The following is a 24140-nucleotide window of genomic DNA, read 5'->3' on the forward strand; positions in this document are numbered from 1 at the left end:
GACGGGCCGGCCCCCGGGCCGCGGCACCGGAAGTCCCCGGAGACCTTGGCCGCTCCGGGCCCCGGAGCACCGCACGAGCGACCCGCCGGCCACCCCCGGCCCGGGCCCGGACGGTCCTTCGGAGGGCCGGAGCACCAGCGGGCCGGGGAGACACCCGCCGCCTCGCGCCCCGCGGTGCCCTCCGTCCCCTCGGCCGCCCGGCCCCCGGGTCCGCGGCACGAGCCGTCCCCGGGGGCGGGGAACGGCCCGACGCCGGAGAGGCCGCGGGAACCGGAGGCGGGACGGGGGCGCCCGGCGCCGCCGGAGCCGGGACCGCCGCGCCGGCGGGTCCCGGGCGGGCCCCGGGAGGAGCAGCCGCCGCAGCCGCCGCGGACGGAGCGGGAGAGGGAAGAGCCGGAGGAGCCCCCGTACGCGGGCGTCTGGCGCTTCACCGCACCGTGCGTGGAGTCCACGGCGCCCCGGGCCCGGCACGCGGTCCGCGATCTGCTGGTGCGCCGCGGAGTGCCTTTGCGCGGTGAGCTGATGGACACCGTGCTGCTGATCGTCACCGAACTGGCCGCCAACGCCGCGCGGCACGCCGCCCTGCTGTCCCCGGAGATCGGGATCGAGGTGTCCGCCGGCGCGGGGTGGGTCGAGGTGGCCGTCGAGGACGGTCATCCCTATCAGCCGGCGGCCCTGCCGGCCGGCCCGCACGACACCGGCGGGCGGGGCCTGCTGCTCGTCACGGCCCTCACCCGGGAGGCGGGTGGCCGCTGGGCCGTCGACCGGACCGCGAACGGCGGCAAGACGGTCTCGGTCAGGCTGCCGCTCGGTGGCGGTGGCGGTGGCGGGGAGGGACGCCGGGCGCCGGGCGGCTGAGCCCCGCCCGCGGGGACCCGGGGCCGGCCGCCCGGAGCGCCGCTCCGCGGAGTCCGGCCCGGGGGGAGCGGTGCGGGCTGCGGTGCGGGCGGCACGGGCGGCCCCCGAAGCTCCCGCCGCCGTCCGCCGTCCGCCGCCCGCCGTGCGCCGCCAAGGGAGGGGAGCTGCCTCCGGGACCGGGGCTGCCCCCGTCCCGGGCCCGGGCGGGGGTCGCCGCAAGGCGGCCCTACCAGCCGGCCGACGGCCCGGTCAGCTCCCGTACGGCCGGACGGGCGGTGTCGAGAACGGTGGGGAACCAGGCGGAGAACGTCCGCTCCCGGTGCAGCCGTTCCAGTTCGGCCGCGGTGACGAACGCCGTCTCGCCGACCTCCTCCGGGTCCGGCCGGAGCTCGTCCCGGACGAGGCCGACGAAGAGGTGGTTGAACTCCTGTTCCACCAGGCCCGAGGCCGGGTCCGGGTGGTTGTAGCGGACCGTGCCCGCCGCGCACAGCAGCGACGGGGAGACTCCCAGTTCCTCGGCCGTGCGCCGGGCGGCCGCGGCGAACGGCGACTCCCCGGGGTACGGGTGGCCGCAGCAGGTGTTCGACCACACGCCGGGGGAGTGGTACTTCCCCAGCGCCCGCCGCTGGATGAGCATCCGCCCGGCGGAGTCGAAGAGGAAGACCGAGAAGGCCCGGTGCAGCCGGCCGGGCGGCAGATGCGCGGAGAGCTTCTCCGCGGTGCCGGTGGTCACGCCGTTCTCGTCGACCAGTTCAAGCATGATCGGTTCAGCGGCGCCCCCCGGTACCGGTCCCGCTTCCCCGGCGGGGAGCGGGGAGCGGGTGTCCGCCGTCGTGGCTGGTGTGGTCGGCATGGCCATCCTTCGGTTCGGCTACGACGAACCAGTCTGCCGTACGGACCGGGTGGCCCGCTTCGCCGGATATCGGGAGGTACACCCGAATGGTGCCCACAAGAAATACCTGGGTGTCCTCTGGTGCGGAATGCCGGCATGAGGTGTGCGCTTCCGGCGCCGCTGAACACGGCACCGGCCCGGAGACGGGAAAGCCCCCGGCCCCCGCCGCCCCCGGCAGCCGACGCACCCGGACCGGACCACACCGGGCGTGGCGCGGCCGGGCAGGACGGAGTACGGCGCGCCCCGCCGGAACGGGCGCCCTCCGCCGCGGCGGACCGGCGGCGGCCTCAGTGGCACAGGCCCGTTTCGTGCTCCGCGTGCCCGCCCGGCTCCAGCTGGAAGGTGCAGTGCTCCACGTCGAAGTGCCGGTCCAGGCAGCCCTGCAGCTCGTGCAGCAGTTTCTCGTAGCCCAGCGCGTCCAGCACCTCCGGGCTGACCACGACGTGCGCCGACAGCACCGGCAGTCCCGAGGTGATCGTCCACACGTGGAGGTCGTGCACGTCCCGCACGCCCGGCTGGGCGAGCATGTGCTCCCGTACCGCGGCCATGTCCACATGGCGCGGCGCCGCCTCCAGCAGCACGTCCAGCGCCTCCCGCAGCAGCTTCCACGCCCGCGGCACGACCATGAGGCCGATCACCAGCGACGCCACCGCGTCCGCCCGCTGCCACCCCGTGACCGCGATCACCAGTGCGGAGACGATCACGGCCACGGAGCCCAGGGTGTCCGCCAGCACCTCCAGGAAGGCCCCGCGCACGTTGAGGCTCTCCCGCTGCCCGCGCATCAGCACCAGCAGGGATATGACGTTCGCCACCAGGCCGACCCCGCCGAACACGACGGCGAGCCCGCCCTCCACCTCCGTGGGCCGGAAGAGCCGCCCCACGCCCTCGTACAGCACGAAGCCGCCGACGCCGAAGAGCAGCAGGCAGTTGGCGAGCGCGGCGAGGATCTCGGCGCGCGCGTAGCCGAAGGTGCGCTGCTCGCTCGCCGGGCGGCCCGCGAAGTGGATGGCGAGCAGGGACATGGCGAGTCCGACGACGTCCGTGGCCATGTGCCCCGCGTCCGCCAGCAGGGCCAGGGAGCCGGTGAGCAGCCCGCCCGCCAGCTGGGCGAAGAGCACCGTCAGGGTCAGCCCGAGGGCGATCCGCAGCCGGCCCCGGTGCGCCGCCGCGGCGGTGCCGCCGGCCGCCGGCGAGGCACCGCGGGCATGTCCGTGGCCGTGTCCTGCCCCCATGGATCAGCCCTCCGTCTCCGCGCCGCGGCCTGCTGTCCCCCCGCGCCGCCAGGCCAGTGAACTACGGTCCGGGGGTATCTGCAAACACGGCAGTGAACACCGTTGTCATCCCCTCTGACCTGTGCCTTCGCCGCTCGGCTCCGGTCGCCGGAGGGACGGCCGAGGGCGGTGTCCCCGGCCGGGGAGAACGGCGCGGGCCGGGGGCCCGGGCGAGGGTGGCCGGCGGCTCCCTGAGATCAAGATCTCCGGCGGCGCCTGCCCCGCTCCGACAGCGGGTAAACGGCCGATGAACGGCGGCTTCCGGGGATCGGATAGCCTCTGCCGACGTGCCAGCAGCGGTGCGAAGCCGGGTGGGCCCTGCCCGTGGCCCCGTGTGCCGCGCCTCGGTCATGCCAGTTGCCAAGGAGTGAGTTCGTCTGTCGACCGCCATCCTCACCGGTCCGCCGGTCGCCGGGGAGCACCTGCTCAGTGACCTCCGCGCGCTGGGCTTCACCGTGGTCGCGGCGGAGGACGACGATGTGGCCGCCCGCGTCGGCGCCGTCCCCGCCGGGGAACGCGTCGCCCTGGTGGACACCCGTCTCGTCGCCCACCGGCACGCGCTGCGGCTGGCGCTGACGGACCCGCGCTTCCCCGCCGCCGCGGTTCCCGGCGCCGTCACGGCGCAGCCCGCGGCCCGGGCGGCGCTGCTCCGCGCCCTCGCCGCGGCCCCGGCCGGAGCCGCCGCCGGGGAAGGCCCCGCCGGCCGGCCGGCCGGAACCCCCGGGCCGCACCCCGGTACCGGCGCCACGGCCACCGGCGCCACCGGCACCCGCCCGGCCCCCGCGGCCCGGACCGCCGCCGGCCCCGTCCCGGACGCGGCCGCCGCGGCCCTCCTCGCCGCCGGAGAGCCGGTCCACCGGCCCGAACTCGGCGTGCTGACCGCCACCGTGCCCACCGGCCCCGCCGAACGCGAACGGGCCCTCGCCGCCGTCGCGGAGACCGACGACGAGAAGGTGCGGCTGCGTACCGCCGTGAAGGCCCGCGACGGCTTCTTCACCACCTTCTTCGTCAGCCCCTACTCCCGCTACCTCGCCCGCTGGTGCGCCCGCCGCGGCCTGACGCCGAACCAGGTGACCACCGCCTCGCTGGTCACCGCGCTGATCGCGGCCGGCTGCGCCGCGACGGGCACCCGCCCCGGCTTCGCCGCCGCCGGGCTCCTGCTCCTCCTCTCCTTCGTCCTCGACTGCACCGACGGCCAGCTCGCCCGCTACTCGCTGCAGTACTCCACGCTCGGCGCCTGGCTCGACGCCACCTTCGACCGGGCCAAGGAGTACGCCTTCTACGCGGGTCTGGCGCTCGGCGCCGCCCGCGGCGGGGACGACGTCTGGGCCCTCGCCCTGGCCGCGATGATCCTGCAGACCGTGCGGCACGTCGTCGACTTCGCCTTCACCGAGGCGGACCACGACGCCCCCGGCAACACCAGCCCCGCCGCCGCCCTCTCCGGCCGGCTCGACAGCGTCGGCTGGACCGTCTGGGCCCGCCGCATGATCGTGCTGCCCATCGGCGAGCGCTGGGCGCTGACCGCCGTGCTGACGGCGCTCACCACGCCCCGCACCGTCTTCTACGCCCTGCTGATCGGCTCCGCGCTCGCCGGCTGCTACACCACCGCCGGCCGGCTGCTGCGCTCCCTCGCCCGCCGCGGCCCCCGCACCGACCGCGCCGGAAGGGCGCTGGCCGACCTCGCCGACTCGGGCCCGCTCGCCGAGGCCGCCGCCCGCGCGCTGCGGTCCCCGGCCCGCACGCTGCCCGCCCTCCTCGGGGCGCCCGCCGCGGCCCTGCTCGCCACGGCGCTGATCCTGCTCACGGCCGCGCTCACCCCGTTCGGCGGCCCCTGGCCGGCCGTCGCGGCCCTCGGCTACGCGGCCCTGTCCGGCCTCGCCGTCGCCCGGCCGCTCACCGGCCCCCTCGACTGGCTCGTGCCACCGCTCTTCCGCGCCGCCGAGTACGGCACCATCCTGGTGCTGGCGGCCCGCGCGCAGACGGACGGCGCCCTCCCCGCGGCGTTCGGGCTGGTCGCGGCCGCCGCCTATCATCATTACGACACGGTGTACCGCATCCGCGGCGGCACCGGGGCCCCGCCGGCCTGGCTGGTCCGGGCGGTCGGGGGACAGGAAGGACGGGTCCTCGCGGTCACGGCCGCCGCCCTCCTCCCCGCCTCAGGTTTCACCATCGCGCTGACCGCCCTGGCCGCGGTCGTCGCGCTCGCGGTGCTCGCCGAGAGCGTCCGCTTCTGGGTCTCCTCCGGAGCACCCGCCGTACACGACGAATCAGGAGAACCCGCATGATCGGCCTTGTGCTGGCAGCCGGCGCCGGACGGCGTCTGCGCCCCTACACCGACACCCTGCCCAAGGCCCTGGTGCCGGTGGGTCCGGCGGACAACCCCGAGGCCACCACCGTCCTCGACATCGCCCTGGGCAACTTCGCCGAGGTCGGCCTGACCGAGGTCGCCATCGTCGTCGGCTACCGCAAGGAAGCCGTGTACGAGCGCCGTGAGGCCCTGGAGAAGAAGTACGGCCTCAAGATCACCCTGATCGACAACGACAAGGCCGAGGAGTGGAACAACGCCTACTCCCTCTGGTGCGCCCGTGACGTCCTCGCCCAGGGCGTGATCCTCGCCAACGGCGACACCGTGCACCCCGTCTCCGTCGAGAAAACCCTGCTCGCCGCCCGCGGCCGGGGGCAGAAGATCATCCTCGCCCTCGACACGGTGAAGAACCTCGCCGACGAGGAGATGAAGGTCATCACGGACCCCGAGAAGGGCGTCCGGCGCATCACCAAGCTCATGGAGCCCGCCGAGGCCACCGGCGAGTACATCGGCGTCACCCTGATCGAGGCCGAGGCCGCCGCCGAGCTGGCCGACGCCCTGAGGACCACCTTCGAGAAGGACCCCGACCTCTACTACGAGGACGGCTACCAGGAGCTGGTCAACCGCGGCTTCACCATCGACGTCGCCCCGATCGGCGACGTCCAGTGGGTCGAGATCGACAACCACGACGACCTCGCCCGCGGACGGGAGATCGCGTGCCGGTACTGACCCGTCTCATTCCGTCCCCGGTCGTCGTCGACATCAGCGCCGGCGCACTGGACGACCTGGCGGGCCTCCTCGTCGACCAGCGGATCTCCGCCTCCGGCAAGCTGGCCATCGCGATCAGCGGCGGCTCCGGGGCGGCGCTGCGCGAGCGGTTCGCGCCGGCGCTGCCCGGAGCGGCCTGGTTCGAGGTCGGCGGCGGCACCCTCGACGAGGCGATCAAGCTGGCCGACGCCATGAAGTCCGGCCACTACGACGCGGTCGTCGGCATGGGCGGCGGCAAGATCATCGACTGTGCGAAGTTCGCCGCGGCGCGGATCGGCCTCCCGCTGGTCGCCGTCGCGACGAACCTCTCGCACGACGGCCTCTGCTCGCCGGTCGCCACCCTCGACAACGACGCGGGCCGCGGCTCGTACGGGGTGCCGAACCCCATCGCGATCGTCATCGACCTCGACGTGATCCGCGAGGCCCCGATCCGCTTCGTCCGCTCCGGCGTCGGCGACGTCATCTCCAACATCTCCGCCGTCGCCGACTGGGAGCTGTCCCACCGGGAGACCGGCGAGCAGATCGACGGCCTGGCCGCCGCCATGGCCCGGCAGTCCGGCGAGGCGGTGCTGCGCCACCCCGGCGGCTGCGGGGACGACGACTTCCTCACCGTGCTCGCCGAGGGCCTGGTCATGACCGGCATCTCCATGTCGGTCGCCGGGGACAGCCGCCCGGCCTCCGGCGCCTGCCACGAGATCAACCACGCCCTCGACCTGCTCTACCCCAAGCGCGCCGCCGCCCACGGCGAGCAGTGCGGACTCGGCGCCGCCTTCGCGATGCATCTGCGCGGCGCCCGCGAGCAGTCCGCGCACATGGTCGAGGTGCTGCGGCGGCACGGCCTGCCGGTGCTGCCGGGCGAGATCGGCTTCAGCGACGAGGAGTTCGTCAAGGCCGTGGAGTTCGCCCCGCAGACCCGCCCCGGGCGCTACACGATCCTGGAGCACCTGAACCTCTCCACCGACCAGATCAGGGACGCTTACGCCGACTATGCCAAAGCCATCAGTAGCTGAACTCCGCCCGGTCGTTCACCCCCCGGGCGTGAAGGACCGGCGGAGCGGCGAGCACTGGGCCGGCCGGCTCTACATGCGCGAACTCTCGCTGCGCGTGGACCGGCACCTGGTGAACACGCGGGTCACCCCCAACCAGCTGACCTACGTGATGACCGTCTTCGGTGTCCTCGCCGCCCCGGCCCTGCTGGTGCCGGGGATCACCGGGGCGGTGCTCGGTGTGCTGGCGGTCCAGCTGTACCTGCTGCTGGACTGCGTCGACGGCGAGGTCGCCCGCTGGAAGAAGCAGTTCTCCCTCGGCGGGGTCTACCTCGACCGGGTCGGCGCCTATCTGTGCGACGCCGCGGTCCTGGTGGGCTTCGGGCTGCGCGCCGCCGACCTGTGGGGCGAGGGGCGCATCGACTGGCTGTGGGCGTTCCTCGGCACCCTGGCCGCCCTCGGCGCCGTGCTGATCAAGGCGGAGACGGACCTCGTCGGCGTCGCCCGCCACCAGGGCGGGCTGCCGCCGGTCAAGGAGGCGGCGTCCGAGCCGCGCTCCTCCGGCATGGCCATGGCCCGCCGGGCGGCCGCGGCGCTGAAGTTCCACCGGCTCGTCCTCGGCGTCGAGGCGTCCCTGCTGATCCTGGCGCTGGCGGTGCTCGACGCGGTCCGGGACGACCTGTTCTTCACCCGGCTCGGGGTCGCCGTCCTGGCCGGCATCGCCATGCTGCAGACGCTGCTGCACCTCGTGTCCGTCCTGGCCTCCAGCAGGCTGAAGTGAGCGCCGCCGCGATGAGGCTCGGGGCGGTGGTCCTCACCATGGGCAACCGCCCCGAGGAGCTGCGCGCGCTGCTCGACTCGGTCGCCAAGCAGGACGGCGACCCGGTCGAGGTCGTGGTCGTGGGCAACGGCTCGCCGCTGCCCGAGCTGACGGTGCCCGACCTGACCGTGCGGACCATCGAGCTGCCCGAGAACGTCGGCATCCCCGCCGGGCGCAACGTCGGCATCGAGGCCTTCGGGCCCGGCGGCCGCGACGTCGACGTCCTGCTCTTCCTCGACGACGACGGCCTGCTGCCGAACACCGCCACCGCCGAGCTCTGCCGGCGGGCCTTCGCCGCCGACCCCGAGCTGGGCATCGTCAGCTTCCGCATCGCCGACCCCGAGACCGGGGTCACCCAGCGCCGCCACGTCCCCCGGCTGCGCGCCTCGGACCCGATGCGCTCCTCCCGGGTCACCACCTTCCTCGGCGGCGCCAACGCCGTCCGCACCGCCGTCTTCCAGCAGGTCGGCGGCCTCCCGGACGACTTCTTCTACGCCCACGAGGAGACCGACCTCGCCTGGCGGGCCCTGGACGCGGGCTGGATGATCGACTACCGCTCCGACCTGGTGCTCTTCCACCCCACCACGGCCCCCAGCCGGCACGCGGTCTACCACCGCATGGTGGCCCGCAACCGGGTCTGGCTGGCCCGCCGCAACCTCCCGCTGCCGCTGGTGCCGCTGTACCTGGGGGTGTGGCTGCTGCTCACGCTGGTGCGCCGCCCGTCCGCTTCCGCCCTGCGCGCCTGGTTCGGGGGTTTCGCGGAGGGCTGGCGGTCACCCTGCGGACCGCGCCGTCCGATGAAGTGGCGTACGGTATGGCGCCTGACCCGACTGGGCCGGCCTCCCATCATCTGACAAGCTCTATCCCTGAGAGCATCGGACGTGTCCCCGGAACCGGGCCCGGACCGGCCCGGTACGGCTGCGTTCCCTATGGCTGCGTTACATGAGGACGAAAGCTTCCACTTGTGAGTGAGACGACATCCCCCAACGGTGCGGTCACGGTGAGCGCCCCGCCATCCCCCGACGACGGCCTGTCCCCGGCCGAGCTCGCCGCGAAGTACGGACTGACGGTGAGCGGGGCCCGGCCCTCTCTGCTGCAGTACGTCCGGCAGCTGTGGGGGCGGCGCCACTTCATCCTCGCCTTCTCGCAGGCCAAGCTGACCGCCCAGTACAGCCAGGCGAAGCTGGGCCAGATCTGGCAGGTGGCGACACCGCTGCTGAACGCGGCGGTGTACTACTTCATCTTCGGCATGTTGCTCGGCGCGCGGGGCGGACTGGACGACGAGGTCTACATCCCCTTCCTGGTGACCGGGGTCTTCGTCTTCGCCTTCACCCAGAGCTCCGTGATGGCCGGGGTACGGGCGATCTCCGGGAACCTCGGGCTGGTCCGGGCACTGCACTTCCCCCGGGCATCGCTCCCGATCTCCTTCTCGCTCCAGCAGCTCCAGCAGCTTCTCTTCTCGATGATCGTCCTGGTGGGGATCCTGGCCGCCTTCGGGAACTTCCCCCGGCTGTCGTGGCTGCTGGTGCTCCCGGCCCTGCTGCTGCAGTTCGTCTTCAACTCCGGTCTCGCCATGATCATGGCCAGGATGGGCGCCAAGACCCCGGACCTCGCCCAGCTCATGCCCTTCCTCACCCGCACCTGGATGTACGCCTCCGGCGTGATGTTCCCGCTGAACCACATCCTGGAACGGGCCGAGCGGATCCCCGGCTGGTTCGGCGAGGTGATGATGGCCAACCCCGCCGCCGTCTACATGGACCTGATGCGGTTCGCCCTGATCGACGGCTACGGCGACAAGTACCTGCCCAACCATGTCTGGGCCCTGGCCCTCGGCTGGGCGCTGCTCGCCGGCATCGGCGGCTTCATCTACTTCTGGAAGGCTGAGGAGCGTTACGGCCGTGGCTGAGCAGCAGAGCGAGAACCACGCCGGCGGCGCCCCCGCAGCGCGCGTCCCCACCGTCATCGCCGACGACCTCCACATCGTCTACCGGGTCAACGGCGGCCCGCGCGGCAAGGGCAGTGCCACGGCCGCCCTCAACCGGATCGTCCGCCGCAAGGCCCCGGCCGGGATGCGGGAGGTGCACGCCGTGAAGGGCGTCTCCTTCACCGCCTACCGCGGCGAGGCCATCGGCCTGATCGGCTCCAACGGCTCCGGCAAGTCCACCCTGCTGAAGGCCGTCGCCGGGCTGCTGCCCGCCGAGCGCGGCAAGGTCTACACCGACGGCCAGCCCTCCCTGCTGGGCGTCAACGCGGCCCTGATGAACGACCTCACCGGTGAGCGGAACGTCATACTCGGCGGCCTGGCGATGGGCATGTCCCGCGAGCAGATCCGCGCGCGCTACCAGGACATCGTCGACTTCTCCGGGATCAACGAGAAGGGCGACTTCATCACCCTGCCGATGCGCACGTACTCCTCCGGCATGGCGGCCCGGCTGCGCTTCTCCATCGCCGCGGCCAAGGACCACGACGTCCTCATGATCGACGAGGCCCTGGCCACCGGCGACCGGAAGTTCCAGAAGCGCTCCGAGGCCCGCATCCGCGAGCTGCGCAAGGAGGCTGGCACGGTCTTCCTGGTCAGCCACAACAACAAGTCCATCCGCGACACCTGCGAGCGGGTGCTGTGGCTGGAGAGCGGCAGGCTCCGCATGGACGGGCCGACCGACGAGGTGATCAAGGCGTACGAGAAGGAGTCCGCGAAGTAGCCCGGCCTCCGCGCCCGTAGGCGGAAGCGGCCCGGACAAGGCGCCGGCCCGCACACCACGGGGCTCCGCCGGACGGTTCCCCGGCCCTGGGGTCAGCGGTCCTCGCAACACCCGCGGTCCGTGGGGTTGCGGGGACCGTGGGCGTTGGGCGTGGTGATCGTGCGGGGTTGCGGGAGCGTTTCCCCGCACGGTGGATGGCGGGGGGAACGTGACCGCGGTGGCGCGTGAGCTGGGGGCGAACCGGAACACCGCTTTCCGCCGGGCCCGGAAGGCCGGACGGCGTTCGGAGCGCTTGCCGCGCACCCCTCGTGCGGAGGTCCCGGATGCCGGTCCCGGCACGGCGGACCGGCGAAACGCCCGGCACCACCCGCACCGGCGCCCGCCGGTGGCCCGCATCGCCTAGGCTGGGCGCCGCCGATTCAGGGGCAACTCCTCCCAAACGCGGCGGCATCGGCGTGCCCGGGGGCCGTGGAGCGGGTCCCGCATGCGGCGTGTCCGAAATCGTATGTTCTGGGTGGACGGTGTAGAACAGGGGATGTGACGGCCATGGCTACGGGAACCCCTCAGCTCCGGGACGCCGCCGTCCCGCGGCGCACCCCGCCGCCGGCCGCCCGCGCCGCCGCACGCCGGTCACCGGGCGGGCCCCGGTGACCGCCGGCACGGAACCGCACGCCGGTGCCGTGCTCGCCAAGGCCGCGCACGAGAACTTCCCCGTCGCCCCGTTCTTCCTGCCGCGCCCCTGGCGCACCGACCTCATGGCCGTCTACGGCTACGCGCGCCTGGTCGACGACATCGGCGACGGCGACCTCGCCCCCGGCGGCACCGACGCCGCCCTGCTCGGCGCCGCTCCCGAGGCCGCCGGGGACCGGCTCGCCCTGCTCGACGCCGTCGAGACCGACCTCCGCCGCGTCTTCACCCCCGGCGGCAGCCCGCGCCACCCCCTGCTCGCCGCGCTCACCCCGGCCGTGCGGCGCCACCGGCTCACCCCCGGCCCGTTCCTCGACCTCATCGCGGCCAACCGCCGCGACCAGCACGTCCACCGCTGCGCCCGCTACGCGGACCTGCTCGCCTACTGCGAGCTCTCCGCCAACCCCGTGGGCCGGCTCGTCCTCGCCGTCACCGGCACCACCAGCCCGGAACGCGTCCGCCGCTCCGACGCCGTCTGCACCGCCCTGCAGATCACCGAGCACCTCCAGGACGTCGCCGAGGATCTCGCCCGCGGCCGCGTCTACCTTCCCGCCGAGGACATGGAGCGCTTCGGGGTCCGGGAGGACGATCTGCGCCGCCCGGCCGGAAACGCCCGGGTGCGCGCCCTCGTCCGCCACGAGGCCGACCGCGCCCGTGCCCTGCTGGACGAGGGCGCCCCGCTCGTGGGGAGCGTCTCCGGACGGCTCAAGCTGCTGCTCGCCGGATTCGTGGCGGGCGGCAGGGCCGCACTGGCCGCCATCGCTGCCGCCGGCCACGACGTGCTGCCCGGACCGCCCAGGCCCACCCGAACCGCCCTTCTGCGCGCGGCGGCCGCCACACTGCGAAGAGAGGGGTGAGCCGGACCGTGACCCCGTCCGCACCCGCGTCCGCACCCGCGTCCGTCCCGGCGCCCGTGCTGGCCGCGTACCGCTACTGCGAGGCCGTCACCGGGCAGCAGGCCCGCAACTTCGCCTACGGCATCCGTCTGCTGCCGCCCGGGAAGCGGCAGGCCATGTCGGCCCTGTACGCCTTCTCCCGCCGTGTCGACGACATCGGCGACGGCGACCTCCCTCCGGCCGTCAAGCTCGCCCGCCTCGACGAGACCCGCGCCCTTCTCGCCCGGGTGCGCGACGGCGGCGTCCGCACCGACGACACCGACCCGGTGGCCGTCGCCCTCGCGCACGCCGCCGAGCGCTTCCCGATCCCCCTGGCCGCGCTCGACGAACTCATCGACGGCGTCCTGATGGACGTGCGCGGTGAGACCTACGACACCTGGGACGACCTCCGGACGTACTGCCGCCGCGTCGCCGGCACCATCGGTCGGCTGTCCCTCGGCGTATTCGGGGTCACGGACCCCCACGGCCACAGCGCGCGCGAGACCGAACGCGCCCCCGAGTACGCCGACACCCTCGGTCTCGCCCTCCAGCTCACCAACATCCTCCGCGACCTCCGCGAGGACGCCGCCCACGGCCGCCTCTACCTCCCCGCCGACGACCTCGCCAAGTTCGGCTGCGCCGCCGGCTTCCACACCCCCGTGCCGCCGCCCGGCGCCGACTTCACCGGCCTCGTCCACTACCAGGCGCGGCGCGCCCGCGCCCTGTTCACCGAGGGCTTCCGGCTGCTGCCGCTCCTCGACCGGCGCAGCGGCGCCTGCGTCGCCGCCATGGCCGGCATCTACCGGCGGCTGCTCGACCGCATCGCCCGGGACCCCGAGGCCGTCCTGCACGGCCGGGTCTCCCTCCCCGCCCCCGAGAAGGCGTACGTCGCCGTGCGCGGCCTGTCCGGCCTGGACGCCCGGCACATCACCCGCCGCACCGCCCGCCACCGCCCCGGACCGGCCGGGGGACGCGGCTGATGCGCCCGCCGGTCCCGGAACCGTCCCCGCCCCGCCCCGGCCCGGCCGTGCCCGGCCCGGCCCGGGCCGCCGGGCACACCGCCGTGGTCGTCGGGGGCGGCATCGCCGGCACGGCCGCCGCCCTGGCCCTCGCCGACGCGGGTGTGCGCGTCACCCTCACCGAGGCCCGGCCGCGCCTCGGCGGGCTCGCCTTCTCCTTCCACCGCTCCTCCCCGGCCGGGGACCTCACCGCCGACAACGGGCAGCACGTCCATCTGCGCTGCTGCACCGCCTACCGCGCACTCCTGGAGCGCATCGGGGCGGCCGGCCTCGCGCCCGTGCAGCGCCGCCTCGACGTGCCCGTCCTGGACGCCGGCCGGCGCCGCGCCGGGCGGCTGCGCCGCTCCGCGCTGCCCGTACCGCTGCACCTCGCGGGCTCCCTCGCCCGCTATCCGCACCTCTCCCTCGCCGAACGCGCCGCCGCCGCCCGCGCCGCGCTCGCCCTCCGCCGTCTCGACCCCGCCGATCCGGCGCTGGACGGCACCGACTTCGGCGGCTGGCTCCGCCGCCGGGGCCAGTCCCCGCGGGCCGTCGAGGCGCTGTGGGACCTCATCGGCGTCGCCACCCTCAACGCCCCCGCCGACCGGGCCTCCCTGTCCCTGGCTGCCATGGTCTTCCGGACGGGACTGCTCTCCGCGCCGGGGGCGGCGGACATCGGATGGTCCCGCGTGCCCCTCGGCGACCTCCACGACACCCGCACCCGCCGGGCCCTGGAGGGCGCCGGGGTCCGCGTCCTCCTCCGCACCCGCGCCCGCGCGCTCCACCGCCCGGACGCCCGGTCCGGCGGCTGGCGGGTCACCGTCACGGGCGCCCCGGCGGGCCCGGAGACCCTGCGCGCCGACACGGTCGTCCTCGCCGTACCGCAGGACGAGGCCCACCGGCTGCTGCCCGACGGGGCCCTGGACGACCCCGGGCGGCTGCTGGACATCGGGACCGCGCCGATCCTGAACGTCCACGTCGTCTACGATCGCAGGGTGCTGCGCCGCCCCTTCCTCGCCGCGCTGGGCAGCCCCGTCCAATGGGTCTTCGACCGGACGGAGCCCTCCGGACTCACCGGCGGCGCCCAGTACCTCGCCCTGTCGCAGTCGGCCGCCGGAGACATCATCGACCTGCCCGTCGCGGAACTCCGCCGCCGCTTCCTGCCCGAGCTGGAGCGGCTGCTGCCCGGCGCCCGCCACGCCCGGGTCGCCGACTTCTTCGTCACCCGCGAGCGCGCCGCGACCTTCGACCCCGCACCCGGCACCGGACGGCTCCGCCCACCGGCCCGCACGCGGGCCCCCGGTCTCCAGCTCGCCGGGGCATGGACCGCCACCGGATGGCCCGCCACGATGGAGGGCGCGGCCCGCAGCGGCGCCACCGCCGCCGCCGCTGCCCTGCGCCACCTCCGCACCGTCCGCACCCGCCCGGACTCGTCTCCCGGCCCCGGCCGGGTGGACCCCCGGCAGGAGGCTTCCTGATGCCGACACCACGCCACGGGACGGCGCGCCGGCACCGCACGGCACCCCGCCCCGCACCCCGGCGCCCGGGGCCGTCCCGGGCGGCCGGCACCGCAGCCGCCACCGCCCCACCGCCCCGTCCCCGGGGTGCGCGCGCCCCGCGGGGGCGCACCCAGGAAGGCAGGGCCGTATGACCAGCACGTCCCACGCCGCGACCGCCCGGCCCGCGCATCCCGCGCCCGCCCCGGAGGCGCGGTCGACCGAGACAGCGCGGGCCACGGCGCGGCCCGGCACCCATGGCTGCAGAAGAACCGGAGGAGAGACAGTGAACACGGCGCAACCCGCCATCGACACCGCGGACGTCGCCGCGCTGCTGCTGCGCGGACGGACGCTCGCCACGCCGGTGCTGCGGGCCGCCGTGGCCCGGCTCGCACCCCCCATGGACACCGTCGCCGCCTACCACTTCGGCTGGATCGACGCCGAGGGCCGCCCCGCCGACGGCGACGGCGGCAAGGCGGTCCGCCCGGCGCTCGCGCTGCTCTCCGCCGAGGCGGCGGGGGCTTCCGCGGAGACCGGTATCCCCGGTGCCGTCGCCGTCGAGCTGGTGCACAACTTCTCCCTGCTCCACGACGACCTCATGGACGGCGACGAGCAGCGCCGCCACCGCGACACCGTCTGGAAGGTGCACGGGCCCGCCCTCGCCGTCCTCGTCGGCGACGCCCTCTTCGCCCTGGCCGGGGAGATCCTGCTGGAGATGGGCACAGCCGAGGCGGCCCGTGCCGCCGGACGGCTGACCACCGCGACCCGCAAGCTCATCGACGGCCAGGCCCAGGACATCTCCTACGAGCACCGGGAGCGGGTCACCGTCGAGGAGTGCCTGCGCATGGAGGGGAACAAGACCGGCGCCCTGCTCGCCTGCGCCACCTCCATCGGCGCCGTCCTCGGCGGCGCCGACGACCACCTCGCCGACAGCCTGGAGTCCTACGGCTACCACCTCGGCCTCGCCTTCCAGGCCGTCGACGACCTGCTGGGCATCTGGGGCGACCCGGAGGCGACCGGCAAGCAGACCTGGAGCGACCTGCGGCAGCGGAAGAAGTCCCTGCCGGTCGTCGCCGCCCTCGCCGCCGGCGGGGCCGCCTCCGACCGGCTCGCCGCGATCCTCGCCGTCGACGCCAAGAGCGACCGCACCGAGGACTTCGACGAGACCGAGTTCGCCGAGCGCGCCGCGCTCATCGAGGAGGCCGGCGGCCGCGCCTGGACCTCGGAGGAGGCCCAGCGGCAGCATGCCGCCGCGATCGGCGCGCTGGACCGGGTCGATCTCGATCCGCGGGTCCGCGAACAGCTCGTCGCCCTCGCGGACTTCGTGGTCGTGCGGCGGAAATGACCGGGCGCGCACCGGGCGGGACGACCACGGCACCGGCCGGTGCCGCGTCCGCACGCGGAGAGAACCGCCGGCACATATAGGCGTGGCCGCCGGCCGCCGCCGCACGCCCTCCCGGGCGGCGCGGTGCGGCCGGTGCACCCCAGCACAGCAGGACGTCCACTGCACGAAGGGGAAGCCATGACAGCGACGACCGACGGCGGTTCGGGGCCCCGGCCCCCCGCCACCCCGGCCGGCGGCCCGCCCGGCGCGCTCCCGGCCCCGCCCACCGCCCCCGACGCGGAAGCCGCCCTCCCGGGTGCCGCATCCCCCGGCACCGCATCCCCCGGAGCCGCGTCCCCGGGCACCGCGTCGCCCGGAGCCGCGTCCCCCGGCATCGCGTCCCCCGGAGCCGGACTCCGCGCCGCCGGGCCGGGCCGGCCCGCCCCCGGGCCCCGCGACACCCCCGCCGCCGCCGGGCGGGCCGCCGCGCGGGCGGTCCGGAACCTCCTCGGCCGGCAGCACGACGAGGGCTGGTGGAAGGGCGACCTGGAGACCAACGTCACCATGGACGCCGAGGACCTGCTGCTCCGCCAGTTCCTCGGCATCGGCGACCGGCGGACCACCGAGGCCGCCGCCCGCTTCATCCGCTCCCGCCAGCTCCCCGACGGCACCTGGGCCACCTTCCACGGCGGTCCCGGCGACCTCTCCACCACCATCGAGGCGTACGCCGCCCTCCGGCTCGCCGGCGACGCCCCCGCGGACGCGCACATGGCGGCCGCCTCCGCCTGGGTGCGCGAGCACGGCGGGATCGCCGCCTCCCGGGTCTTCACCCGGATCTGGCTCGCCCTCTTCGGCTGGTGGCCCTGGGAGCGGCTGCCCGAACTGCCGCCCGAGATGATCTACCTGCCGAAGTGGTTCCCGCTCAACATCTACGACTTCGGCTGCTGGGCCCGGCAGACCATCGTGCCGCTCGCCGTCGTGTCCGCCCTGCGCCCGGTGCGTCCCGCGCCCTTCCCGCTCGGCGAACTCCACCCGGATCCGGACGCGGCACCGCCGCGGCACGCCAAGGCCCCCGCCACCGGCTGGGACCGCGTCTTCCGGCGCCTGGACCGGGCCCTGCACGCCTACCGCCGGGTGGCACCGCCCCCGCTGCGGCGCGCGGCGCTGCGGGCCTGCGCCCGCTGGATCACCGAACGCCAGGAGAACGACGGCTGCTGGGGCGGCATCCAGCCGCCGGCCGTCTACTCGGTCATCGCCCTCCACCTGCTCGGCCACGACCTCGGCCATCCCGTGCTCCGCGCCGGGCTGGAGTCGCTCGACCGGTTCGCCGTCTGGCGGGACGTGCCCGGCCCCGGCGGCGGCCCCAGCCGCATGATCGAGGCCTGCCAGTCCCCGGTCTGGGACACCTGCCTCGCCACCATCGCCCTCGCCGACGCCGGACTGCCCGCCGACCACCCCGCTCTCGTGAAGGCCGCCGACTGGATGCTCGGCGAACAGGTGCTGTGCCCCGGCGACTGGTCCGTCCGCCGGCCCGGACTGCCCCCGGGCGGCTGGGCGTTCGAGTTGCACAACGACAACTACCCGGACACCGACGACACCGCCGAGGTCGTCCTCGCCCTCCGCCGCACCGCCCACCCCGATCCCGGGCGGGTCGACCGGGCCGTCCGCCGCGCCGTCCGCTGGACCCTCGGCATGCAGTCCGCGGACGGCGGCTGGGGCGCGTTCGACGCCGACAACACCAGTGCCTTCCCGAACCGGCTGCCGTTCTGCGACTTCGGCGAGGTCATCGACCCGCCGTCCGCCGACGTCACGGCGCACGTCGTGGAGATGCTCGCCGCCGAGGGCCTGGCCGGCGACCCGCGCGTGCGCCGCGCCGTGGCCTGGCTGCTCGCCGAACAGGAGCCCAGCGGGGCCTGGTTCGGCCGCTGGGGGGTCAATTACCTCTACGGCACCGGCTCCGCCGTCCCCGCCCTTGTCGCCGCCGGTGTCCCCGCGGGCCACCCCGCGATCCGCCGCGCCGTCGACTGGCTCACCGGCGTCCAGAACGAGGACGGCGGCTGGGGCGAGGACCTGCGCTCCTACCCGGACCCGGAGTGGATCGCCCGCGGCGCGTCCACCGCCTCCCAGACCGGCTGGGCCCTGCTCGCCCTCCTCGCAGCCGGGGAGGAGGACGGGAAGGCCGTCGAACGCGGCGTCGGCTGGCTCGCCCGCACCCAGCGCGCCGACGGCTCCTGGGACGAACCCCAGTTCACCGGCACCGGCTTCCCCTGGGACTTCTCCATCAACTACCACCTCTACCGGCAGGTCTTCCCGCTCACCGCCCTCGGCCGCTACCTCACCGCCGTGGGCCGGCCGCCCCGTCCCGGCCCGCTGGACGCCTGATGCCGGCGGACGGCGGCTCCCGGGCGCTGCTGATCGCCTGCGCGCTCGGCATCGAACGGCTCGCCCTGCGCGGCGGCGACCGGAACGGAGCACCCGGTGCCCTGACCGTCCTGCGCACCGGCATGGGACCGCGTTCCGCGGAGCGCGCCGTGCTCCGCGGCCTGAGCCGCGGGGGCCCGCACACGGCCGGTACCGCCGTCCTCGCCACCGGCTTCTGCGCGGCGCTCGCCCCGGGGATGCGCCCCGGCGACCTGGTCGTCGCCGCCGAGACCCGCGACGGGGACGGCAGCGTCCCGTGCACGGGCACCGCCGTGCTGGCCGCCGCCCTGGCCCGGCACACCCGCGCCCGTCCCGGCACGGCCGTCCGCACCGGCCCGCTGGCCGGCACCGACCACCTCGTGCGGGGCGCCGAACGCACCCGGCTGCACGCGAGCGGAGCGATCGCCGCCGACATGGAGTCCGCCGCCGTCCTCCGCACCGCGCTGGCCGCGGGGCCGCGCCCCGTTGCCGCCGTACGGGTGGTCGTGGACACCCCGGAGCGCGAACTGGCCCGGGGCGGCACGGTGCTCGGTGGAATATCGGCCTTCCGCGTCCTGCGGACCGTCCTGCCGGCTTTCTACGAATGGCACCGTTCCCTGCCGCTCCCCAGGAGGTGAGCCAGATGGCCATGCCGCTCCGCCAGTCCATCCGGGTCGGAACCTATCTCTTCGCCCAGAAGCTCCGCCGCCGGGAGAAGTTCCCGCTGATCGTCGAGCTGGAACCGCTCTTCGCCTGCAACCTCAAGTGTGAGGGCTGCGGGAAGATCCAGCATCCGGCCGGCGTGCTCCGGCAGCGGATGCCCGTCGCCCAGGCCGTCGGCGCCGTCCTGGAGTCCGGCGCGCCCATGGTGTCCGTCGCGGGCGGCGAGCCGCTGATGCACCCGCAGATCGACGAGATCGTGCGGCAGCTCACCGCGCGCAGGAAGTACGTCTTCCTCTGCACCAACGCCGTGCTGCTGCGCAAGCACCTCGACAAGTTCGAGCCCTCCCGCTACTTCGCCTTCGCGGTGCACATCGACGGGCTGCGCGAGCGGCACGACGCCTCCGTCGCGAAGGAGGGCGTGTTCGACGAGGCCGTCGAGGCGATCAAGGAGGCCAAGCGGCGCGGCTTCCGGGTCACCACCAACTCGACCTTCTTCAACACCGACACCCCGCAGACCGTGATCGAGGTCCTCGACTACCTCAATGACGAGCTGCGGGTGGACGAGATGATGATCTCGCCCGCCTACGCCTACGAGAAGGCCCCCGACCAGGAGCACTTCCTCGGCGTCGGCCAGACCCGCGAGCTGTTCGCCAAGGCGTTCGCGGGCGGCAACCGGCGCCGGTGGCGGCTCAACCACAGCCCGCTCTTCCTGGACTTCCTGGAGGGCCGGGTGGACTTCCCCTGCACGGCCTGGGCCATCCCCAACTACTCACTCCTCGGCTGGCAGCGGCCCTGCTACCTGATGAGCGACGGCCACGTCCCCACCTACCGGGAGCTGGTCGAGGAGACCGACTGGGAGGCGTACGGGCGGGGACGCGACCCGCGCTGCGCCAACTGCATGGCGCACTGCGGCTACGAGCCGACCGCCGTCCTGGCCACCCTCGGCTCGCTGCGGCAGTCGCTGCGCGCGCTGCGCGAGACGGCCGGCGGGCACAGGAGCTGAGGGCGGCACGGCGGGGCCGCCGCCCCGGCCGGCGGAAGCGCCGGGCGGCCGGCGGCCCCGCGCGGGTCAGCCGTCGAGCATCCGCTCGCGCAGCCGCTCCCGCCGGTCCGGCCCGAAGGCCAGCCCGTGGGTGAGGTACGCGTCGACCGTGCCCCACTCCTCCTCGATCGTGGAGAAGGCGGCGGCGAGGTATTCGCGCCGGGCGTCGAAGAGCGGGCTGAGCAGATCCTCGACCTCCGGTGTCAGGGCGGCGGGGGAGTCGTCCGAGCGGCGGAACCGGTAGCGGCGGTGCGGGGCGGCGCTCGCCAGGTAGTCCGCCTCGATCGCGTCCCGCTCCACTCCCAGCGCGAGCAGGGTGACCGCGACGGACAGCCCGGCGCGGTCCTTGCCCGCCGCGCAGTGCATCAGTGCGGGCACGCTGTCCTCGGCGAGCGCGTGCAGCACCCGGCTGTGCTCGGTGGTGCGGGTCTTGACGATGACGCGGTAGGTGCTCGACATCCGCAGAGCGGCCTTGCCGTCGCCCAGCGCGGTCCGGAGCTGGGCGAGGTCGCCGTCCCGCACCATCCGCCAGAACTCCGCGCCGTCGGCGGGGTCGGTCAGCGGGATGTTCACATGGCGTACGCCGTCCAGCTCGACGTCGTGGCCGTCGAGGGCCACATCCGCGTCGTTGCGGAAGTCGAAGATCGTGTGCAGCCCGAGGGAGGAGAGGAACGCCGCGTCCTCGGCGGTGGCCTTCGCCAGATGCCCGCTGCGGTAGAGCACCCCGCGCCGGACGGTCCGGCCGTCGCCGGTCGGCAGACCGCCCACGTCGCGGAAGTTCCGCACACCCGAGAGCCGGGGTTCGGCCTGCCCGGTCTGTGGAACCTGAGGCGTCTGCGTCACGGGCGCTCCTCGGTGTCGGCCGCCGGCTCCGGGCCGGCGAGGCGGTCCTCCTGATGCTTGCGACCCTACGATATGGATTACCCGGGCAACCGGTTCCCCGGTGCCTTCCGCTCTCCGGCGGACCGCGTGCCACCTGGTCTTTCCCGGTGCGCGCGGGCCCGCGGTGTGGGACGCGTCACGGACTCCCGGGCCCGAGCCGGGCGGCGGGCGGCGAGACGGCGGGCGGAGAGACGGCGAGCGGGGCGGCGCGGGCGCGGGCGCGGCGGTTCAGCGGAGGGTTCTCCCGTAGCGCAGGCAGGCCCAGACCACCTGGCCGCGGCCGGTGTCGTCCGGCCGGACCCCCCACTCCTCCGCGAGGGCGCCGACCAGCATCAGCCCGCGCCCGCCCTCCTCGTCGGCCCCGGAGAACCGCGCGCGCGGCTCGGTCTCCGCGCAGCCCTGGTCGGCGACCTCGACCCGCAGCCGGGGCCCGATCAGCCGGATCTCGCAGGTCACCTTCACGCTGTCGGTGTGCCGCACGGCGTTGGTGAACAGCTCCGACACCACCAGCTCGGCGTCCGCCCGGCAGCGCTCGTCGACGCCCCACTCGGACAGCACCGTGAGGACGCGCCGCCGGGCCTTGGAGACCGAGGCGCTCATCGCCGGCAGATGGAACACGTCCTGCGGATACCGGGCGGCGATGCCGCCGCGGCGGCTCAGCCGGAGCGCGTCATGGGAAGGAGCCACGCTGTAACTATGCGGCTTGTCACTCACGCATGGCAAGGATCAGTCTGTAAATCACAAAAGGCAGACGACAGCCTGGCCCGTGCAACTGACTGCGTGACACACTGCGCCCGGGTCAAGGTTGTTGGAGGGGATGTGCGGTGAAGGACGCGCGGTCGGGAGGTGCGCCGACCGTCCTGAGACTGGTGCTCGGCAAGCGCCTGCAGGACCTACGGGAGAGAGCCGGACTGTCGTACGCGGAGGCGGGCCGCGCCCTCGACGTCACCCACGCCACGGTCCGCCGGATGGAGAAGGCCGAAGTCGGACTGAAAATCCCGTATGTGGAGAAACTCCTCCGGGTCTACGGGATCACCGACCAGAGCGAGATCGACACCTTCGTCTCCCTGGCCAGGGAGGCCAACCAGCCGGGCTGGTGGCACCGCTTCCGCGACGTGCTCCCCGAGTGGTTCAGCGCCTTCGTGGCCCTGGAGGGCGAGGCCAGCGTCATCCGCGCCTACGAGCCGCACTACGTACCCGGGCTGCTCCAGACCGAGGCGTACGCACGCGCCGTCCTCCGTGCCGGGATGCCGCACGCGCCCGCGGCGGAGGTGGAGCGCCTCGCCGCGCTCCGCGCCGAGCGCCAGTCCCTGCTGACGAAGGACGACCCGCCGCTGCTGTGGGTCGTCATGGACGAGACGGTCCTCCGCCGCCCGATCGGCGGCCCGGAGGTGATGCGCGCGCAGATCGACCGGCTCATCGAGGCCACCGAGATGCCGCGGGTCAGACTCCAGCTCATGCCCTTCTCCGCGGGACCGCACCCGGCCATGTACGGTCCCTTCCACATCTTCCGGTTTCCGCTTCCGGAACTGCCGGACGTCGTCTACTCCGAGAGCCTCGTGGGGGCCGTCTACGTCGACCAGCGGGACGACGTGTCGGCGTTCCTGGAGGCTCTCGACCGGATGTGCGCGCAAGCCGCGCCCGCACACACCACCCGGACGGTGCTGGGTGGGATTCGCAAGGAGATCTGAACCATGGATCGCAGGAAACGTATTTACAACGGGATGCCCTCCACGGAGCTCGGCTCGGAGGGCTGGCACAAGCCGTGGAGCGGGGGGAACGGGGGCAGTTGTGTAGAGGCCATGAAGCTGGGTGACGGAAGGGTGGCGCTGCGGCAGTCCACCGATCCGGAGGGCCCGGCGCTGATATACACCCATCACGAGATCGCGACCTTCATCCGTGGCGCGAAGGACGGCGAGGCGGACTTCCTGCTCGCCTGACCTCGCTCGACGGAGCCGGCGCCGCGACCGAGCGGCCGGCTCTCGCACGGACAACGGGGGACGCGGGGGGACACCCCGCGGACAGGGGGAAGAGACGGAAATGGAGACCGGTGTGACCGACCAGGGTTTCCCTGCCGAACGTATCGACACCAGCAGACCGCATCCGGCCCGGATGTACGACTACTACCTCGGGGGATGGGACAACTACGAGGTCGACCGCGCGGCCGCCGAGGAAGTGATGAAGCTGGCCCCGGACACGCGGGCGACCGCGCGGGCCAACCGGGCCTTCATGCAGCGGGCCGTGCGGACCGTCGTCCAGGCGGGCGTCCGGCAGATCATCGACATCGGCACGGGCATCCCCACCTCGCCCAACACCCATGAGATCGCGCGGCGGATCGCGCCCGACACCCGGGTGGCGTTCGTCGACAACGACGTCATCGTCGGGGCGCACGCGGAGGCCAAGCTGACCAACGAGGGCAACGCCGCCTTCGTCCACGCCGACATCCGCGAACCGCGGTCCGTCCTGGACCACCCGACCATCCGCCGGCTCATCGACTTCGACCAGCCGGTGGCGCTGATGCTGGTCGCCGTCCTGCACTTCATCGACGACGCCTCCGACCCGGAGGGCATCCTCGCCACGCTCGGCGAGGACCTGCCGAGCGGGAGCCACCTCATCCTCAGTCACGTCACCGCCGATTTCCACGGCGAGGAGCGGCGGCGGGCGGAGGGGGAGGACGTCCGGAAGATCTACGACCGGAGCACGGCCCACCTCACCCTGCGCGACCACGCCCGCATCCTGCCGTTCTTCAAGGGCTTCGAACTGCTCGACCCCGGACTGGTCCAGGCCACGGCCTGGCGGCCCGAGGAGGAGAACGGGGAGACCGGGACGGCGGGAGAGACCGGGAAGGGGGAGACCGGGGAGGGGCGTACCGTCGCCTGCTACGGGGGCGTGGGCCGCAAGCCCTGAACGGACGGACGGGGGGAGCCGGGCCCGGCACGCACGGTAACCCGGCCCCGCGCTGCCCCGCCGTCGGGGCCGCCGCGCGTGCGGGCTCCGGCGCGCGCACCGGCTGCCGCCCGTGCCGTGCCACCGCCCCGCACGGCGCGGACGCCGGGCCCGCACCGCCGTTCCCGGGGACGGCGGACCCGGTGATGTCCGCACGGCGGGCATTTTGCGGACGGCCCCACCGTTGTCCTGGGGAGCACAGCGCCGGCGGCACAGCCGGCGGAC

Annotated in this window: 22 protein-coding genes; 18 read left to right on the top strand and 4 right to left on the bottom strand. The window is 74.6% G+C overall.

Annotated features, from left to right (window positions below):
• Positions 1 to 441: 441 nt before the first annotated feature.
• Positions 442 to 858, top strand: coding sequence for an ATP-binding protein (locus KBZ10_RS29450; protein ID WP_307847445.1), 417 nt, complete (start codon positions 442 to 444; stop codon positions 856 to 858).
• 226 nt (positions 859 to 1084) lie between these two features.
• Here KBZ10_RS29450 and idi read toward each other — a convergent pair whose 3' ends face one another.
• Entirely contained in the window at positions 1085 to 1711 is a 627-nt protein-coding gene (idi, locus tag KBZ10_RS15160; protein ID WP_210988158.1) for an isopentenyl-diphosphate Delta-isomerase, read from the bottom strand.
• Positions 1712 to 2037: 326 nt separating this feature from the next.
• A complete protein-coding gene (locus KBZ10_RS15165; RefSeq protein WP_210988159.1) occupies positions 2038 to 2982 on the bottom strand; it encodes a cation diffusion facilitator family transporter in 945 nt (314 codons plus the stop codon).
• Positions 2983 to 3398: 416 nt separating this feature from the next.
• Here KBZ10_RS15165 and KBZ10_RS15170 point away from each other — a divergent pair, with 416 nt between their 5' ends.
• From KBZ10_RS15170 to hpnH, 14 genes are all read left to right on the top strand, one after another.
• Positions 3399 to 5306: a DUF5941 domain-containing protein gene (locus tag KBZ10_RS15170; protein ID WP_210988219.1), complete on the top strand. Its 1908-nt coding sequence runs from the start codon at positions 3399 to 3401 to the stop codon at positions 5304 to 5306.
• Positions 5303 to 6055 (top strand): sugar phosphate nucleotidyltransferase, encoded by a 753-nt coding sequence (locus KBZ10_RS15175; protein WP_210988160.1) that lies wholly within the window; start codon positions 5303 to 5305, stop codon positions 6053 to 6055. The genes KBZ10_RS15170 and KBZ10_RS15175 overlap by 4 nt, the downstream gene beginning before the upstream one ends.
• A complete protein-coding gene (locus KBZ10_RS15180; RefSeq protein ID WP_210988161.1) occupies positions 6043 to 7104 on the top strand; it encodes an iron-containing alcohol dehydrogenase family protein in 1062 nt (353 codons plus the stop codon). The genes KBZ10_RS15175 and KBZ10_RS15180 overlap by 13 nt, the downstream gene beginning before the upstream one ends.
• Positions 7082 to 7861, top strand: coding sequence for a CDP-alcohol phosphatidyltransferase family protein (locus KBZ10_RS15185; protein ID WP_210988162.1), 780 nt, complete (start codon positions 7082 to 7084; stop codon positions 7859 to 7861). The genes KBZ10_RS15180 and KBZ10_RS15185 overlap by 23 nt, the downstream gene beginning before the upstream one ends.
• Before the next feature lie 11 nt (positions 7862 to 7872).
• On the top strand, positions 7873 to 8754 hold the full coding sequence (locus tag KBZ10_RS15190; RefSeq protein WP_210988220.1) for a glycosyltransferase family 2 protein: 882 nt from the start codon (positions 7873 to 7875) through the stop codon (positions 8752 to 8754).
• Positions 8755 to 8864: 110 nt separating this feature from the next.
• Positions 8865 to 9806: an ABC transporter permease gene (locus tag KBZ10_RS15195; protein ID WP_210988163.1), complete on the top strand. Its 942-nt coding sequence runs from the start codon at positions 8865 to 8867 to the stop codon at positions 9804 to 9806.
• Positions 9799 to 10602, top strand: coding sequence for an ABC transporter ATP-binding protein (locus tag KBZ10_RS15200; RefSeq protein ID WP_210988164.1), 804 nt, complete (start codon positions 9799 to 9801; stop codon positions 10600 to 10602). The genes KBZ10_RS15195 and KBZ10_RS15200 overlap by 8 nt, the downstream gene beginning before the upstream one ends.
• A 647-nt stretch (positions 10603 to 11249) precedes the next feature.
• Positions 11250 to 12146, top strand: a complete 897-nt coding sequence (gene hpnC / locus KBZ10_RS15205; protein WP_374223358.1) for a squalene synthase HpnC — start codon at positions 11250 to 11252, stop codon at positions 12144 to 12146.
• A complete protein-coding gene (gene hpnD, locus KBZ10_RS15210; RefSeq protein ID WP_307847446.1) occupies positions 12143 to 13144 on the top strand; it encodes a presqualene diphosphate synthase HpnD in 1002 nt (333 codons plus the stop codon). The genes hpnC and hpnD overlap by 4 nt, the downstream gene beginning before the upstream one ends.
• Positions 13144 to 14640, top strand: coding sequence for a hydroxysqualene dehydroxylase HpnE (gene hpnE, locus KBZ10_RS15215; RefSeq protein WP_210988165.1), 1497 nt, complete (start codon positions 13144 to 13146; stop codon positions 14638 to 14640). Before hpnD ends, hpnE begins: the two co-directional genes overlap by 1 nt.
• Before the next feature lie 304 nt (positions 14641 to 14944).
• Positions 14945 to 16003, top strand: a complete 1059-nt coding sequence (locus KBZ10_RS15220; RefSeq protein ID WP_307847447.1) for a polyprenyl synthetase family protein — start codon at positions 14945 to 14947, stop codon at positions 16001 to 16003.
• Positions 16004 to 16180: 177 nt separating this feature from the next.
• Positions 16181 to 18364: a squalene--hopene cyclase gene (shc, locus tag KBZ10_RS15225; protein ID WP_247702407.1), complete on the top strand. Its 2184-nt coding sequence runs from the start codon at positions 16181 to 16183 to the stop codon at positions 18362 to 18364.
• A complete protein-coding gene (locus tag KBZ10_RS15230) occupies positions 18364 to 19020 on the top strand; it encodes a 1-hydroxy-2-methyl-2-butenyl 4-diphosphate reductase (protein ID WP_210988167.1) in 657 nt (218 codons plus the stop codon). Before shc ends, KBZ10_RS15230 begins: the two co-directional genes overlap by 1 nt.
• A 5-nt stretch (positions 19021 to 19025) precedes the next feature.
• Positions 19026 to 20048, top strand: coding sequence for an adenosyl-hopene transferase HpnH (gene hpnH / locus KBZ10_RS15235; RefSeq protein WP_210988168.1), 1023 nt, complete (start codon positions 19026 to 19028; stop codon positions 20046 to 20048).
• Positions 20049 to 20114: 66 nt separating this feature from the next.
• On the opposite strand, the gene KBZ10_RS15240 is transcribed toward hpnH, so the two are convergent.
• Both KBZ10_RS15240 and KBZ10_RS15245 read right to left on the bottom strand, forming a co-directional pair.
• The gene (locus KBZ10_RS15240) at positions 20115 to 20930 is read right to left on the bottom strand and encodes a tyrosine-protein phosphatase (RefSeq protein WP_210988169.1); all 816 of its coding nucleotides are present in this window, start codon (positions 20928 to 20930) and stop codon (positions 20115 to 20117) included.
• A 267-nt stretch (positions 20931 to 21197) separates the two neighbouring features.
• The gene (locus tag KBZ10_RS15245; protein ID WP_307847448.1) at positions 21198 to 21656 is read right to left on the bottom strand and encodes an ATP-binding protein; all 459 of its coding nucleotides are present in this window, start codon (positions 21654 to 21656) and stop codon (positions 21198 to 21200) included.
• Positions 21657 to 21793: 137 nt separating this feature from the next.
• Between KBZ10_RS15245 and KBZ10_RS15250 the strand changes: the two genes are divergently transcribed.
• From KBZ10_RS15250 to KBZ10_RS15260, 3 genes are all read left to right on the top strand, one after another.
• Positions 21794 to 22660 carry a helix-turn-helix transcriptional regulator gene (locus KBZ10_RS15250; protein WP_210988170.1) on the top strand — a complete coding sequence of 289 codons (867 nt, stop codon included), beginning with the start codon at positions 21794 to 21796 and terminating at the stop codon, positions 22658 to 22660.
• Between the two features lie 3 nt (positions 22661 to 22663).
• The gene (locus KBZ10_RS15255; RefSeq protein ID WP_210988171.1) at positions 22664 to 22909 is read left to right on the top strand and encodes a DUF397 domain-containing protein; all 246 of its coding nucleotides are present in this window, start codon (positions 22664 to 22666) and stop codon (positions 22907 to 22909) included.
• A gap of 100 nt (positions 22910 to 23009) precedes the next feature.
• Positions 23010 to 23876 (top strand): SAM-dependent methyltransferase, encoded by an 867-nt coding sequence (locus KBZ10_RS15260; RefSeq protein ID WP_210988172.1) that lies wholly within the window; start codon positions 23010 to 23012, stop codon positions 23874 to 23876.
• Positions 23877 to 24140 lie beyond the last annotated feature (264 nt).

Source organism: Streptomyces sp. F63, from assembly GCF_018070345.1.
GTDB lineage: Bacteria > Actinomycetota > Actinomycetes > Streptomycetales > Streptomycetaceae > Streptomyces.